Raw genomic sequence first — 14,577 nt, forward strand, 5'->3', positions numbered from 1 at the left:
CCGGAAATCCCGGGGAAGGTCCCCACCCGCCACCTTCTGCCGCGCGCGGGGGTGGCTGGGCTAGGGTGCCGCGCCATGGTCGCGCCGAAGAACCGCCCCCCGCAGGATGCCCTGCCTCCCCGCCTGGAAACGCTGCTCGAGTCCCTGATGGATCGGGACTTCGCGGCGCGGCTGCGCAAGGTCTACCAGGCGGCCGCGGTCGCCATCGACCGGCTGGGCCACCTGAACGTCGTGAAGTACGAGCCCACCACCGCCGAACCCGACGACGGCGCGGACCTGTCCCTCTGGGAGACGATGGCCCCCGCCATCGGCGACACGCTGGTGGACGTCAACCGCCTGGTCGTCGCCATCCGTGACGCCTTCCCCCCGCCGGCCCGGCCCGCGTCCGGTGACGGCGGCTGGGCCCCGCCCCCCTCCAGCTCCGACGAGCGCCGCGCGCAGGAAGCGGAGGCCGTGCTGCACGCGAGCGCCGAGCGGCTGGCGAAGCGCGTGCAGGAGCTGGGCGTGCAGATGCGGCGGCCGGAGGTGGTGAGCGACCGCTGGACGCTGATGTCGGAGCTGGCCGCGTCGCGCGCGGACTTCCGCAACCGCGTGGGCGACCTCGTCTACCTCACCGCCGCGGCCTTCGCGGACGTGCGGCGCGAGGACGTGGTGCCCGGCTATTCCCACCAGGTGGGCGCGCGCGTGGCCCTCCGGGGCGCGGCGGCGGACCTGCGCCGGTCGCTCCAGGGACGGCTGGAGCGCGCGGCCAAGGCGACGGACGCCCAGCGGCCCGCGCTGGCGCGGCAGGCGGAGGAGAGCCTCGCGGCGTTCGTGTCGCTGTCCTCGTCGCTCGCGCTGCGCACGCCCACCAAGCGCGAGCTCGTCGCGACGCGGGGCCGGCTGCGCGAGGCGGGCGCCCGGCCGGAGCTGGGGCCGGACGTGCTGCCGGGGCTGGTGGAGCCCTTCCTCGCGCTCCTGGAGGAGGCGATGGAGGAGGTGACGCGCGCCTGGCTCACCGTGCACGACCGCGCGGTGTGGGCCGCGAGCGGCGTCCGCCTGGAGCAGGTGGACATGCACCTGGAGCTGGGCTCACCGGGCGCGGCGCGCGTCCTGGAGGAGGCGGTGGAGGCCGCGGGCGCGCTCTCCGGCCGCGCGGCCCCCTTCGACGTCTTCCTGCGCAAGGGGCGTCAGGAGGCCGCCGCGGGGCTCAACGAGGCCGGAGCGCGGGACCTGCTCGCCCGCTTCCGCGAGCGGCTGGCCAGCCTGCCGTTCAGCTGAGCGCTTCAGCGGCTCAGGGCTTGTTCGTCGGAGGCGTCGCGGACGCGGGCAGCGCCGGGGCCTCCTGCTTCGGCGGCAGGATGCGCAGCTCGTCGAAGCGCTCCGCCAGCGTCTGCGGCGTCAGCTCCTCCTGCCACTGCTTGGGGTTGGTGTTCCAGCCGAAGTCGGCCGGCACCTTGCCGCCGCCCTGGCTGGTGTAGCCGATCATGTCCGGGAACTGCGCGGACCAGCGGCCGCCGGGATCCGGCTCCTTGGTGACGTGCTGCCGGTTGGGGAGGATGAAGGGCTTGGGCTTGGGAGCATCACTCATGCATCGAAGCCTCTCCGAAAGCCGGCCGCATGGGTAGAGGCAAGCGGGCCCCCTGCCGCCTTCGCGCATGGTCCTTGGGGGGCAGCACGCGGGGCCCCAGCGCGAACACCGCCGCGAAGAAGCGCGCCTGCGCCTCGCTCCCGTAGCGGTAGCGCCGGAAGTCCCCCTCCCCCGGGGAGACATCCACCCGCCAGCCCTTCCGATCGCACACGACCTTCACCGTGGTTTCCACACCCATCCCACACCTCCCCCGTCCCGTTGCCGTCCGAGGGGGCGTCCTATGGAAGAGCCGTGCCAGCCCACCCCAGACCGAACAGCGGGTTGCGGTGTCGGCGGGTGAGCAGTCGGTGGCCGCCCGGTAACGTTTGCAGGCCCGCCCGGCCCTTGCTGCCCGCCGCCCCTGCAAGGAAGGGCGGAGGCGGGAGGCGGGTCCTCGCGAGAAGAGTCCAGTCTGCTTGTGTCTCGCGGATCCTGCGTTAACTCAATGGCATGACCCAATTCGAGACCCAGAGCGGAGAGCGATTCGCGGACTTCGATCTTCCCGAGGGCTGCATGGCGTGCGGCGGCGCGGTCTCCATCCGTGCCACGCCCGCGGGCGCCCACGGCTATTGCCCCCACTGCCACGTGCTGTCGCGTCCCCAGATGCGCGTGAAGCCCAACGGCGTGGAGCTGTCCTTCGAGACCACGGCGCTCGCGTAGCGCAGGGCGTCCTTCCCCACGACGACAGCCCGCCCGGGGAGCCTCCACCCGTGGCGGCAGCGGACGAAAAACAGCGCGGAGACACGAGGGGAGTCGCGCCAGGCCGCGATTCCCCTCTTTTTTCGCTCAGTGCACCTGGGCCATGAGCAGCGGCGCGGTGAAGAACGACAGCGGGATGCCCACGCCCACCATCAGCACCGCCAGCTCCGGATCCAGGTCGTACTCCGCGGCGAGCAGGGCCGCCGTCACCATGGGCGCCATGGCGATTTGCAGCACCGTGGCCTGCTTCACCACCAGCGTCAGCCCCGGCACGAACGCCAGCACGGCCAGCACGGCGAGCGGCGCGAGCACCAGCTTGTAGGACAGCCCCAGCGCGAGCGCCGGCACGCGGGCGCGCAGTCCGCCCAGCCGCAGCTGGAAGCCCACGATGAAGAGCGCCAGCGGCGTGAGCAGGTCGCCCAGCCGTTGCAGCACCGCGTCCAGCCAGTCCGGGAAGCCGAAGGGCCGCAGCAGCAGCGCCACCACCAGCGCCTGGAACGGCGGGAACACCAGCACCCTGCGCGCGAGCGTGCCCACGGACAGGGAGGCCCCGGCGTGGGCCTTCGCCGCCGTCAGCGTGGCCAGCGTCGCCACCACCATGAACGAGCCCAGCTGGTCCGCCACCACCGCCACCGCCACGCCGTCCGGGCCCAGCAGCGCGGCGGCCATGGGCAGGCCCACGAAGGCGGTGTTGCCCAGCCCCGCGGTGAGCACCAGCGCCGTCACCGACTCGCGCGACAGCCCCAGCCGGGGGCCGAGCAGGCGCAGGAACGCGAGCGCCCCCAGGAAGAGCAGCCACGGGGCCACCGCGGCCACCATCAGCCCGGGCGTGAACTGCAGCCGGTGCATGGAGCGCAGCACCAGCGCGGGCAGCGACACGTTGAGGAGGAAGGCGTTGAAGACCGACGCCGTGGCCTCCGGGAAGCGGCCGCTGCGGCGGGCCAGCACCCCCAGCACCAGGCACACGCCCAGCAGTCCGATGACCTGACCCATGCCCTGCTTCGTCCCGCCTTCCCGTGTCGGTGGCGGCGCAACCTGGAGGAGCCCTCCCCGGAAGTCCAGCCCGGAGCACACGCCCCGGCAGGTGTGTTTCCCGCGCGGTTGGAATGCATGAAGCCCCAACCGCCCGGTGGAGGCGGGAGGTCATGGAAATGCACGCGGCGTGGGCGCATTGTCCCACGCGCGGTCAGCCCTGGTGCCGCGTCCCCGTCGGGCCCCCTGCATGAATCCCGTTGCCATGGTGTTGAGAGCGCTCGGTGGGGGTGGCCTGCCCCGGACCTATTGGGTGCTGTGGGTGGGCACCCTGGTGAACCGGCTGGGCGCCTTCGTCGCGCCCTTCCTGGCGCTGTACCTGACGCGCGAGCGCGGCTTCAGCGTGGAGCAGACGGGCCTCATCGTGTCGCTGAACGGCGCGGGCGCGGTGCTGGCGGCGCCCCTGGGCGGCATGCTCGCGGACCGGGTGGGCCGGCGCCTCACGCTCGCGGGCGGCCTGTGGCTGGGCTCGGGGGCGATGGTGTTCATCGGCTTCTCGGAGACGCCCGGGCGCATCGCGGTCGCGGCCTTCCTGCTGGGCCTGATGGGAGAGCTGTACCGCCCGGCGGTGTCGGCGGCCATCGCGGACGTGGTGCCGGCGCGCGACCGGGCGCGGGCGTACGGGCTGCTCTACTGGGTCATCAACCTGGGGTACGCCTTCGCGCTGCCGCTGGCCGGCCTGCTCGCGGGGATGGGCTACCGGTGGCTCTTCATCGCGGACGCCGTGACGACGTTCCTCTACGGCTGCTTCGTGTGGGTGCTGGTGCCGGAGACGCGGCCGGAGGCGGCGCGGGACGCCCCGGCGCGCTCCACGCTGGGCGACCTGCTGACGCCCTTCCGGGACGGCGTGTTCCTGGCGTTCTGCCTGCCCGTCTTCGCGCTGGCGCTCCTCTTCTTCCAGAGCCACATGAGCCTGCCGGTGACGCTGTCCGCGCAGGGACTGACGCCCGCGCAGTACGGCCTGGTGATGTCCGTGAACGGCGTGCTCATCGTCACGCTGCAGCCGTTCATCACGCGCCTCGTGGGCCGGATGCGGCGCTCCACCGCGCTGGCGCTCGCGGGCCTGCTGACGGGGGTGGGCTTCGGGCTGCACGCCCTGCCGGCGGGCGTGCCGTGGGCGATGCTCGCCGTGGCGGTGTGGACGCTGGGGGAGATGGCCCAGTCGCCGGTGGCGCCCACGGTGGTGGCGGACCTGGCGCCCACGGAGCTGCGCGGCAGCTACCAGGGCGCGTACTTCATGATGTGGGGGCTCGCCTCCAGCGCCGCCCCCGCGCTGGGCGGCGCGGCGCTGGGCCACTTCAACGCGTCCGCGCTGTGGGTGGGCTGCTGCGTCCTGGGGCTCGCGGCGGGTGGCTGGCACCTGGTCATCGCGGGCGCCCGCCGCCGCCGGGTGGAGGCGCTGCGCACGGAGCGCCCGGAGATGAGCACCAGCCTGGACTGAGCTACTGCCCGAGCAGCGCCTCCGGCCGCGTGAGGCCGCGCGCGCGGGCGACGGGCTGGAGGATGTCCTGGGGGGGCGCGTCGGCGGTGAGCAGCAGCGCGCGCACGGAGGTCTCCACCACGTCCTCGGCCCCGGGGCGCACCATGCCGCGCCGGGCGTCCTCCACGCGCTTGCCTCGGTACACGTCGAAGCGCTCCTTCACGCGCTTCGCCAGGTCGGCCACGGCCTTGTCGCCCGCGTCCACGCGCAGCTCCAGTTCGTTGCGCAGCTGCACGGGGTCCGCGAGCACGCCGTAGCGGTCATAGCCCCTGTGGGCCACGTCCTCGTGCAGCACCGCGTAGTCCTGCGTGTTGGGCGCGGGCACCTGCTGGGGCGACAGCAGGTCGCGCATCACCGCCGTCACGGTGGCCGTCACGGTGAGCCGGTGCAGCTGCACGTCGTAGACGAAGTCCGAATACATGGGCTCCTCCACGGTGATGGGCTCGCGGAAGACGGCGTCGCGGTGACGCTGCACCTCCGTGCGCTGCGTCTCCGCCTTGTCCAGCGCCACCTGCACCGCCGTCTCCAGCACGCGCGCCGCCTTGGCCTTCTGCACCATCAGGCCCTCGTCCTGGGTGCACTGCCCGGAGCAGCGCTCCGGGTTGCACTCCCCGGGGATGCTGCCCGGCTTCTGCGCCGCGCGGGCCTCCTCGCCGCACTCCACCAGCGCCTCGCGGCACTCGCGCTTCTCCCGCTCGCGGCACCGCTCGGCGGCGTCGCGCAGCGTGCCCAGCTCCACCTGGGCGCGCAGGTACTCGCGCAGCACCGCGGCCTGCTTGCGCTCCACCGTCTCCAGGGTGCGCTCCGTCTCCAGCAGCTTCGATTCGAACTGGCCGCGCTTGGGGTTGGGCACGGAGCGGTTGCCCGCGAGGTAGCGCTTCGTGCGCTGCGACTCCTCCACCGCCTTGAGGGGCAGCACGCGCTCCAGCGCGAGCTCCAGCTTCACGCCCACGCGCCCGGCGGGCGCCTCCGTCACGACCTTCAGGGGCAGCTGCGTGGGCAGGAAGGTGGCCAGCCGTCCCGCGCTCAGCCGCTGGGCGACGTCGGGCGCCTGGGCCTGGTCGTCCACGGGCGTGGCCACCACCAGGAAGGCCACCTCGTCGCGCAGCTTCAGCCGCACCGCCTCCGCCCGCTCCCGGGCCGCGGTGGCGCCCACGCGCTCCTGGTCCGCGCGCACGTACGCCAGCAGCGCGTTGCCCAGCTTGCCGGCCTTCTCCAGCGTCTCCGCGCTCGCGAAGAAGCGCTTCGCCCACGCCACCTGCACCGCGTCCACGCCCTTGCGGGCCGACGTGTGCTCCGGCGCCACGGCCAGCACCGCGTCCAATTCCGCGCGGGCATCCTGGAGCTTCTCCTCCTTCAAGAGCCCCAGGGCCACCGCCACGCGCGCCTCCAGCGTCTGGGCGAGCAGCGCGCGGGCCCCGTCATGGTCGGGGTCCAGCTCCAGCACGCGCACCAGCAGCTTGGTGGCGGACGCCAGGTCCCCGGAGGCATGGGCGGCGCCGGCCTCCTGGTACACCTCCGCGCCCCACTCCTTGCGCACCGCGCGCAGCTTCACCGTGACCTCGGAGGCCTGTGGGTCCGCGGCCAGGGCGCGCAGGTAGGCCGCCTCCGCCTCCGCCCAGCGGCGCTCCTTGGTGGAGGCGTCGCCTTCGCGCACCGCGCGGGAGAAGGCGGAACAGCCGCTGAGGAGCACGAGCGTGGCCAGGGCCAGGGCGCTCAGCCAGCGGGAGGGGACGCGGGGGTTTCGGGCGGGGGGGCTCACACTCCGCATCTTCGCGGGAAAGTCCTCCGGGGGTGAAGATTCCGACAGTCCGTGTCAGGTCGCCTGTCCAGCGTGAAGGCAGACACCCTGGAGGGACGGGCACGGGACGGGTGCCGTGAATACGCTGTTCTGCCTTTCACACGCTTCGAACCCACACGGTCCTCTGCTGACTGCGATGAGCCAGGGTGCAGGCGTTCAGTGCCTGGGCTTCCGGCCCTCGGGAATGACGCGACGCACCAGTCGGTAGAGGGAATCAGCACCCACGAGGGGGGCTAGAGAGAATCACATGCCTTGTCCACAGCCGCGACCCACCGAGTTCCATCTTCCGCTGCGGGCCGATTCGTTCTCCATCGAGGAGTACCGCAACGTCCACTGCCGCTTCTACAGCGGCTGCATCGACGTGGCGGTCCGCGAGGACTGGGAAAGCTTCACCTGCGCCAAGTGCCCGCTGTTCCAGGCGGACAAAGCGCCAGGGGCCAGCACGTATGCCTTCACCCAGCCCGCCGACTTCGGGCGGCCGTAGCGTCTTCTTCATCTGTGATTGAAGCGACCGGGCGTCCGACCGGGCCCCATCCTCCCCGCAGGGGGTAGGAGCGGGCCTGGAGGGCGCCCGTCGTCCGAGGCGGCAGTGGACCCGGGGCCACTGCCCGCCGCGACGGCAGGGCTCACCTTCAGGGTGAGAGGGCGTGAATGCAGGAACAGCGCGTCACATCATGGCTGGAGTTGCAGGAGGTGTTGTTCGCCGGTTCGTGGAACGAGCCGCTCGGCCGCTTTCGAACAAGCTTCGTCTTCCGCGGCATTCCGGATGCAACGCTGGATTTGTCCGCGACGCTCAACCGCCAGGGTGCGTTCGTGCGGCACGAGCGGGACCTGTTGAGGGCCTTCCGCAAGTACGCGCGGGGCGTGCCGGGCACGGCGCAGCTCACGTCGGTGTGGGACTGGCTGGCGCTGGCGCAGCACCACGGGATGCCGACGCGGTTCCTGGACTGGACGTTCAGCCCGTACGTGGCGCTGCACTTCATGACCGAGCGCCAGGACTACCTGGACAAGGACGGCGCCATCTGGTGCGTGGACTACCACCAGACGAACCAGCAGTTGCCCGGGCCGCTGCGTGAGCAGCTGCGGCTGGAAGGCGCGGACGTGTTCACGGCGGAGATGCTGGCGTCGGTGGCCGGGGACCTGCCGACGTTCGACGGGCTGGCGGAGCATCCGTTCGTGTTGTTCTTCGAGCCGCCGTCGCTGGATGCGCGCATCGTGAACCAGTTCGCGCTGTTCTCGGTGATGAACGGCCCGGGCCTGAGCCTGAACGTGTTCCTGGGACACCAGCACCGGGGCGTGCGGCGGCTCATCGTGCCGGCGGCGCTCAAGTGGGAGGTCCGGGACAAGCTCGACCAGGCGAACATCACCGAGCGCGTGCTCTTCCCCGGCCTGGACGGCCTGAGCCGTTGGCTGCGCCGCTACTACGGTCCCCGGCTCCGTTAGGAAGCGGGAGTCGGGGCGGGAGCCGGAGCTTCGTTCACGGGCGCGGGAGCAGGTGGAGGCGGCGCGGGTTCGGGAGCAGTTGGAGGCGCTGGCTCCTCAAGCGGAGGCGCTGAGAAGGAAGGATCACCCGGCGGCGGAGGGGCCCTTGCCACCACGTCCCCCTGGGGCGTGACCGCATAGGCATCCCAGGCATCGAGGACCCGGATGCGCGGCCCACCACAGGGTCTGAAGTCCTGGTGGACGACGACGTAGAACAGCCCCGGCGTCGGTCCCGTGAATACAGCGACCAGCAGCCCCTGCTCCGGGCTGGAGCACCCTTCGAACAACGTCGGGTCGGCGTTCGTGCGGACCAACTCACGCACCGCTCCCGCCGCGGCCACCGCAGCCCCTGCTTGCATGGGTTGTCCCACGAGCTGGGCTGAGCGCTCGTCCGGCCATTCAACCGGCGTCTTCCACGTCTTCGACGGCGCGACACATCCCGTGAGCACCGCGACGAGTGCGGCTGCCATTGCCTTGACCATCGTTCCTGGCTCCTATTCGCGCAGCAGTCGCAGCGGCCCATTCGTACACCGGGGTGCCACACCGAACTGGCTCAATGTGGGCGCGCAGGTTCCCAGCGGGCCCCACCTGCGTCGGGTTCCGCTCCATTGTTCGACCTCACCCGTGGGGAAATAGCGCAGGTAGACACGCGTTCCATCCTGGCGCTCCGCGACCACCGCGGAAGCCATTTCGATGGCCAGCCCCTTGAACAAGGCAGGCGCGGGATTGCCGGGGACCAGACGGACCACCGCCATGGCCGTCATGGGGTCGACCGCATCGGTTGGCCAGGCCAGGAGATCCACGGAAGAGGGTGGGCTGCCACACGGGTGGTTGTGGATGAAGCCCACCACCCAGACGCTCCGCGCCGGGTGGTCATCGTCTTCGACATGGAGCGGCACGGAGCAGCGATCATGGCTCCCCAGTACAGGCTCGGATACCCGCCAGGACAGCGCGTCCTGTCCTCCAGCGACGTAGACCGTCGCGCAATACTCCGTGGACAACCCCTTGATGGGACGCCGGGTCACCGGATCGCACATCCGCGCTCCGGGGCGTTGGAGCAGGACATCCGCGACGTCCCGCAGCAAGTCGATGGGAATCGACCTGTCTTCCGCTGGCATTTCGACGGCCGGGATCCGCGCCCAGGGACCTCGGACGGACTTCGCCGCCGCGACCGGGGCCGCGGTCGCGCAGCCCACGAGCAGTGACACCAGGACGCACCCGAGCGCGAATCTCACCCGGCGCATCCTCCCATGGCCCCGGGGGGGCCGCGCCCCAGGTGTTTCCAGTGAACCGCTGATGACGGTGCGAGCCAGTTATCGCCAGCCGGTGAAATATCAGGGGGCCGGAGCCGGAGCTTCGTTCACGGGCGCGGGAGGTGACGACTCAGCGGGGGGCTCCACGGGTGCCGTGGGCGGAGTCTGGGGCGCCGGTGGCACCTCGGGAGCACGTTCTTCAGGAGGGCCTGGAGACTCCGCGACCACGTCTCCCCGAGGCGTGACTGCATAGAAGAACCATCCATCCAGGATGCGCCTGCGCGGCCCCGAGCAGCGTTCGAAGTCGGGATCCAGCAGCACGTAGTACAGCCCCGGCGTTGGCCCCGTGAAGAGCGACACGTTCAGTCCGTCCTCGGGACGCTCACAGCCGAAGAACACCCGCTGGGGAGTGGTCTTCACGAACTCGCGGATGGCGCCCACCGCGGCCTGGGCCGCGCCTGCGGGCATGGGGTTGCCAACGGGTCGGGCTGACTGCGCGTCCGGCCATTCGACGGTGCCCGTCCACGCCGCCACGGGAGTCCTGCATCCGGACAACACCAGCATGAGCACCAACCATCCCTGCACCAGGAAGCACCCGAGCGTGAATCTCACCCGGCGCATCCTCCCATGGCCTCGGGGAATGCACCCAGCGCTTCACGCCGCTCCGCTCACGCAGGCACGGGTTCGCCGCCCAGTGGACCCGGTCCCGACCCATCCCGCTCGCGCCGCGTCGCGCGCATCACGGCGTCGCGCTCCGCATCGCCGCGCGCGCCCTTGTGCGCCAGCGCCCCGCCCATCACCACCGCCGCAAGCACCACCAGCATCATCAGGATGCCCACCAACATCGCGCCGATGATGATCATTTGAACCGACCTCTCCGGAAGGGGCCGCGCCTCCAGTGCGCCAGCCAGGCCCAAATCCAACAATGCGTCGCCTCCACGCCTCCCGCAGGGTCGTGCACGACGCGCCTGACAGGACCTCGCCTCCCTGTCTGTCTTCAACCACGCGCGTGCGACCCCGGAGTCCCCCTGTCGCCATGGACAGACAAAGGACGCACCTTTCCTGCCGACACGGCAGCAATCCCGACACGGAGGTGCACGCATGCATGACCCCGGCAACGGTCGATGGAACGACCCGCGAGCCACCCCATCGTCCGCCTGGAAGCGCCAGCCCTCGCTCACCCCGCGCACCCCCTGGCCCGACGCCCCCCCCGAGGACGGGCGTCAATGCCTGCCCCCGGACGTCCCCCCGTCCCCGTCCGACGGTGAAAGTCTTCCTCACGACGACTTCGACGACGCCATCGCGTCCTGGTAGGCACCCGGGGCATGAGCGTGCCCCGCCCCAACCCGCTGCTGTCGGACCGTGACGTGGACTTCCAGCTCTACGAGGTGCTCGACACCGCGGCCCTCTGCGGGCTGCCTGCCTTCCAGGAGCACTCCCGCGACACCCTCGACCTGCTGCTGGACAGCACCCGCCGCTTCGCCCGCGATGTGCTCGCCCCCACCTACCGGCCCATGGACGCCACGCCGCCCACCTTCGAGCACGGGCGCGTGCGCGTGCACCCGGCCATGCGCTCGCTCTACGCGGACATGGTGGACCTGGGCCTGCTCACCGCCACGCGCCCTCCCGACGTCGGCGGCCAACAGCTCCCGCTCACCGTGAACGCCGCGTCGAGCGTGTACCTCATGGCCGCCAACCTGAGCGCCTATGGCTACCTGGGCCTCACGCTCGGCGCCGCGCACCTGCTGGAGGCCTTCGGCACGCCCTTCCTGCGCGAGCAGTTCATGGCCCGCATGTACCGGGGTGAGTGGACCGGCACCATGGCCCTCACCGAACCCCAGGCCGGCAGCAGCCTCGCGGACGTGAAGACGCGCGCCACGCCCGCGCCGGACGGCACCTTCCGCCTCCAGGGCTCGAAGATCTTCATCAGCGGCGGCGACCAGGACTTCACCGACAACATCGTGCACCTGACCCTCGCGCGCATCGAAGGCGCGGAAGGTGGCACGCGCGGCGTGTCCCTCTTCGCCGTGCCCGCGCGCAGGCCCGAAGGCGACCGGTTCGTCCCCAACGACGTCCAGGTGGCCGGCGTCATCCACAAGATTGGCTGGCGCGGCCTGCCCAGCCTCGTCCTCAACTTCGGCGAGTCCGGGGACTGCCACGGCTGGCTCGTGGGCCAGCCCGGCCGGGGTCTCGCCTGCATGTTCCAGATGATGAACGAGGCGCGCATCATGGTGGGCCTCAACGGCGTGGCCACCGCGTCCGTCGCCTACCAGGAGTCCCTCGCCTACGCGCGAGAGCGCCCCCAGGGCCGCCCCACCGGCGGCCGCGACACCGCGCGCGCCCAGGCCCCCATCATCGAACACGCGGACGTGCGGCGCATGCTGCTGCGCCAGAAGGCCATTGTGGAGGGCGGGCTCGCGCTGCTGCTCGCCACCTCCACCCAGGCGGACCTCGCGCACCACGCGCCGGACGAAGCGGTCCGCCAGCGCGCGCACCTGCTGCTGGACCTGCTCACGCCCATCGCCAAGACGTTCCCGGCGGAGAAGGGCTTCGAGTCCAACGCGCTCGCGCTTCAAATCCACGGCGGCTACGGCTACTCCAGCGAGTACCTCCCCGAGGCGTGGCTGCGCGACCAGAAGCTCAACAGCATCCACGAAGGCACCACCGGCATCCAGGGCCTGGACCTGCTGGGCAGGAAGGCCGTGGCGGGCGGGGGCGCCGCGCTCCAGGCGCTCGATGAAGAGGTGCGCGCCACCACCGCGCGCGCCCGGGCCGCCGGCGTGGAGCCCGCCTGGAGCGACGCGCTGGAGGACGTGCTCCAGCAGGCCACCGCCCTCACGCTGGAGTTGGGCGCGCGGGGCATGGCGGGCGAAGTGGAGGCGATGCTGCGCCACAGCGCGGACTTCCTGGAGCTGTTCAGCGTGGTGGCGGTGGCGTGGCGCTGGCTCGCGCAGGCCGCCGCCGCGAAGGAGGCCCTCGCGCGCGACGCCCCGGCCTCCACCGGGGATGCGCCCTTCTACGAAGGCAAGCTCGCCGCCGCGCAGTACTGGTTCGCCGTGGAGGTGCCGCGCGTGCCGCTGCTCGTGCACCTGTGCCGGACGGGCGAGGACTCGTACTCCCGCATGCACCCGGACGGGTTCTGAAACCCGGGCCCGGGATCCGTCACAATGGCGGCATGTCCGTCTCCTTCCACCTGTGCCAGCCCGGTGGGGGCGCCTCGTGCGGCGCCTGCTGCGGCCTCTACAACTTCCGCGACCACTCGCGCGCGGCGCTCACCCAGCGGCTGGCCACGCAGACGGCGCGGCTGTCCCACGCGCCCCGGACGCCGGAGGCCTATGGCGAGGCCGCGCGCGAGCTGACCGCGAACCGCGACGCCCCCGCGCTCTTCCCCATCGTGCGGGTGTGTCCGCTGCTGGGCTTCCTGGACGCGGAGCAGCGACAGGTGGGCTGCCTGGGCCACCCGAAGGTGACGGGCGGCACGGACCTGCGCGACTGCGGCGTCTACCGCGCGTCCATCTGCGAGACGTTCACCTGCCCGTCCTTCGGCTGGCTCACGGACGCGCAGGCCCGGCTGGTCCAGGCCGCGTGCGCGGACTGGTACCTCTATGGCCTGGTCATCACCGACGTGGAGTTCGTGCGCGGCTGCCTGAAGCTGCTCGAATGGGAGCTGGGGGGCCCGGCCCGCCCGGAGGCCCTGCGCGAGCACCCCGAGTCCCTCCTCGCCGTGCGCCGCCTCTTCGCCCTGAAGGAGACGGCTCCCGGCCGTGACGGCCAGGCCTCCGTGTTCGGCCGCTTCACCCACGACACGGAGGACGAACCCGTCCCGCGCACGCTCGATTACGCGGCCCTGGGCATGCCCGCCGCGCCCGAGGACGACGTGGTGCTGTGCCTGGGCTACACGCCCGCGGACGCCCCGGCGCTCCTCGCAGCGCGCGCGCTGGTGAAGGACCACGTGCGCGCCGTGGCCGCCACGTTCTCCGCGTAGCGCCCCCTGCCCGGCAGGCAGCCTTCCCGCCCCCGCCCCGGGCGCTTGCAACGGCCAGGGGTCGTCCGCAGGTTTGCCTGCGGGAGGGCTGGCGGATGCGTGGACGTTGGATGTGGATGGGGATGATGGGGTTGTGCACGCTGGCTTCCGGATGTCAGGAGGCCGACAGCCCGGACACGGTGGATGTCCCGACGACGATGCAGGCCCGGGACACCCCGAACGGTGGGCTGACGGTGCCCGCGACGCCGGCCCTGGCGCAGGGAGCGACGGAGGGCCCCGGGCCCCGGCTGAACGCGACGTCCCTTCCCGGGGCGAACGCGCAGGTGCCCGCGAACACGGCGCCTCCACCGGGAGCCCTGCCACAGCGAGGCGCGCGCGGGAGCGAAGCCGACCGCACGGCGGCGCAGGCTCCAGCGGACGCACCGGCCTACGGCGGCAGCGGCATGACCCAGGCGCCCCCGAATACGAACGACGGCACCGCCCAGGCGAATACGAACGCTCCGGCCCATGGCGGCAGCGGCACCGCCCAGGCGAACACGCCCGCGACCCGCGATACCGGCACCGCCCAGGCGAACACGCCCGCGACCCGCGATACCGGCACCGCCCCGGAGAACGCACCCGCGACCGGCGGCAGCGGCCCCGCGCAGGCTCCAGCCCGGGGCGACATGGCCCAGGGCGCGGCGGCGCCGGCGAGGGACCCGGCGCCTTCGCCCCGGCAGGGCGCGGCGGCGCCGAACGCGAACACGCCGCCCCGGGCCGCGCAGGCGAACGGCCAGCCCGCGACGCAGGCCCCCGAGCAGGGCCGGGTGATGATTGGCGCGCAGGCGGTGCAGGCCAGCGAGGACGAGGCCTGGTACGAGGGCGCGGCCAAGGCGGCGCAGGCGGCGGTGACGGACAGCGCCGCGGACCGGCCGCTCGAGCAGGTCACCATCGCCACCAGCACGGTGAACGGCCGGGTGACGCGCGCGAGCCGCGACACCCTGCACGTGCGCGACGGCGAGGGCACCGTCTACGAACTCCAGCTCGACCCGCGAAGCCGGGGCCTGCGTCAGGGCCAGCGCGTGCCCCTCCCGGAGCTGCGGGAAGGCACGCCGGTGCGCGCCAGCTTCGCCCTCATCGGCGGACGCACCGTCGCCCGCGACGTGCAGGTGCGTCGCTAGCACCCGCGCGGCGACAACCCCGAAACGACGACACCCGGGAAGCCTCGTCGGCTCCCCGGGTGCCTGTCTTCAGACC

At 72.3% G+C, this 14,577-nt stretch carries 15 protein-coding genes; 8 read left to right on the top strand and 7 right to left on the bottom strand.

Annotated features, from left to right (window positions below; translation table 11 throughout):
* Positions 1–75 precede the first annotated feature (75 nt).
* Positions 76–1,260, top strand: a complete 1,185-nt coding sequence (locus OV207_RS34535) for a hypothetical protein (protein ID WP_193346524.1) — start codon at positions 76–78, stop codon at positions 1,258–1,260.
* 13 nt (positions 1,261–1,273) lie between these two features.
* Here the strand turns inward: OV207_RS34535 and OV207_RS34540 are convergent, their stop codons facing one another.
* Together OV207_RS34540 and OV207_RS34545 are read right to left on the bottom strand one after the other, a co-directional pair.
* On the bottom strand, positions 1,274–1,570 hold the full coding sequence (locus OV207_RS34540; protein ID WP_193346523.1) for a hypothetical protein: 297 nt from the start codon (positions 1,568–1,570) through the stop codon (positions 1,274–1,276).
* Entirely contained in the window at positions 1,563–1,808 is a 246-nt protein-coding gene (locus tag OV207_RS34545; RefSeq protein ID WP_193346522.1) for a hypothetical protein, read from the bottom strand. Before OV207_RS34545 ends, OV207_RS34540 begins: the two co-directional genes overlap by 8 nt.
* A gap of 251 nt (positions 1,809–2,059) precedes the next feature.
* Between OV207_RS34545 and OV207_RS34550 the strand changes: the two genes are divergently transcribed.
* Positions 2,060–2,269, top strand: a complete 210-nt coding sequence (locus OV207_RS34550; RefSeq protein ID WP_193346521.1) for a hypothetical protein — start codon at positions 2,060–2,062, stop codon at positions 2,267–2,269.
* Positions 2,270–2,395: 126 nt separating this feature from the next.
* Here OV207_RS34550 and OV207_RS34555 read toward each other — a convergent pair whose 3' ends face one another.
* Positions 2,396–3,301, bottom strand: coding sequence for an AEC family transporter (locus tag OV207_RS34555; protein ID WP_267559358.1), 906 nt, complete (start codon positions 3,299–3,301; stop codon positions 2,396–2,398).
* Positions 3,302–3,530: 229 nt separating this feature from the next.
* Here OV207_RS34555 and OV207_RS34560 point away from each other — a divergent pair, with 229 nt between their 5' ends.
* Complete coding sequence (locus OV207_RS34560) at positions 3,531–4,781, top strand: MDR family MFS transporter (RefSeq protein WP_193346519.1); 1,251 nt, start codon at positions 3,531–3,533, stop codon at positions 4,779–4,781.
* Between the two features lies 1 nt (position 4,782).
* On the opposite strand, the gene traC is transcribed toward OV207_RS34560, so the two are convergent.
* On the bottom strand, positions 4,783–6,591 hold the full coding sequence (traC, locus tag OV207_RS34565; RefSeq protein ID WP_193346518.1) for an outer membrane exchange accessory lipoprotein TraC: 1,809 nt from the start codon (positions 6,589–6,591) through the stop codon (positions 4,783–4,785).
* Between the two features lie 277 nt (positions 6,592–6,868).
* Between traC and OV207_RS34570 the strand changes: the two genes are divergently transcribed.
* Together OV207_RS34570 and OV207_RS34575 are read left to right on the top strand one after the other, a co-directional pair.
* On the top strand, positions 6,869–7,105 hold the full coding sequence (locus OV207_RS34570) for a hypothetical protein (RefSeq protein ID WP_193346517.1): 237 nt from the start codon (positions 6,869–6,871) through the stop codon (positions 7,103–7,105).
* A gap of 167 nt (positions 7,106–7,272) precedes the next feature.
* A complete protein-coding gene (locus tag OV207_RS34575; protein WP_193346516.1) occupies positions 7,273–8,064 on the top strand; it encodes an FRG domain-containing protein in 792 nt (263 codons plus the stop codon).
* Positions 8,065–8,597: 533 nt separating this feature from the next.
* Here OV207_RS34575 and OV207_RS34580 read toward each other — a convergent pair.
* From OV207_RS34580 to OV207_RS34590, 3 genes are all read right to left on the bottom strand, one after another.
* Positions 8,598–9,338: a hypothetical protein gene (locus OV207_RS34580; RefSeq protein WP_267559359.1), complete on the bottom strand. Its 741-nt coding sequence runs from the start codon at positions 9,336–9,338 to the stop codon at positions 8,598–8,600.
* 99 nt (positions 9,339–9,437) lie between these two features.
* Positions 9,438–9,968 carry a hypothetical protein gene (locus OV207_RS34585; RefSeq protein WP_267559361.1) on the bottom strand — a complete coding sequence of 177 codons (531 nt, stop codon included), beginning with the start codon at positions 9,966–9,968 and terminating at the stop codon, positions 9,438–9,440.
* Between the two features lie 56 nt (positions 9,969–10,024).
* Positions 10,025–10,219, bottom strand: a complete 195-nt coding sequence (locus tag OV207_RS34590) for a hypothetical protein (RefSeq protein WP_267559362.1) — start codon at positions 10,217–10,219, stop codon at positions 10,025–10,027.
* A gap of 462 nt (positions 10,220–10,681) precedes the next feature.
* On the opposite strand from OV207_RS34590, the gene OV207_RS34595 reads away from it, so the two are divergent.
* The 3 genes from OV207_RS34595 (at position 10,682) to OV207_RS34605 (ending at position 14,501) form a co-directional block, all read left to right on the top strand.
* Positions 10,682–12,499 carry an acyl-CoA dehydrogenase gene (locus OV207_RS34595; RefSeq protein ID WP_267559364.1) on the top strand — a complete coding sequence of 606 codons (1,818 nt, stop codon included), beginning with the start codon at positions 10,682–10,684 and terminating at the stop codon, positions 12,497–12,499.
* A 32-nt stretch (positions 12,500–12,531) separates the two neighbouring features.
* On the top strand, positions 12,532–13,341 hold the full coding sequence (locus OV207_RS34600; protein WP_267559365.1) for a hypothetical protein: 810 nt from the start codon (positions 12,532–12,534) through the stop codon (positions 13,339–13,341).
* A gap of 95 nt (positions 13,342–13,436) precedes the next feature.
* Positions 13,437–14,501, top strand: coding sequence for a hypothetical protein (locus OV207_RS34605; protein ID WP_267559366.1), 1,065 nt, complete (start codon positions 13,437–13,439; stop codon positions 14,499–14,501).
* Positions 14,502–14,577: the final 76 nt, after the last annotated feature.

This window comes from Corallococcus sp. BB11-1 (assembly GCF_026626625.1).
Classification (GTDB): domain Bacteria; phylum Myxococcota; class Myxococcia; order Myxococcales; family Myxococcaceae; genus Corallococcus; species Corallococcus soli.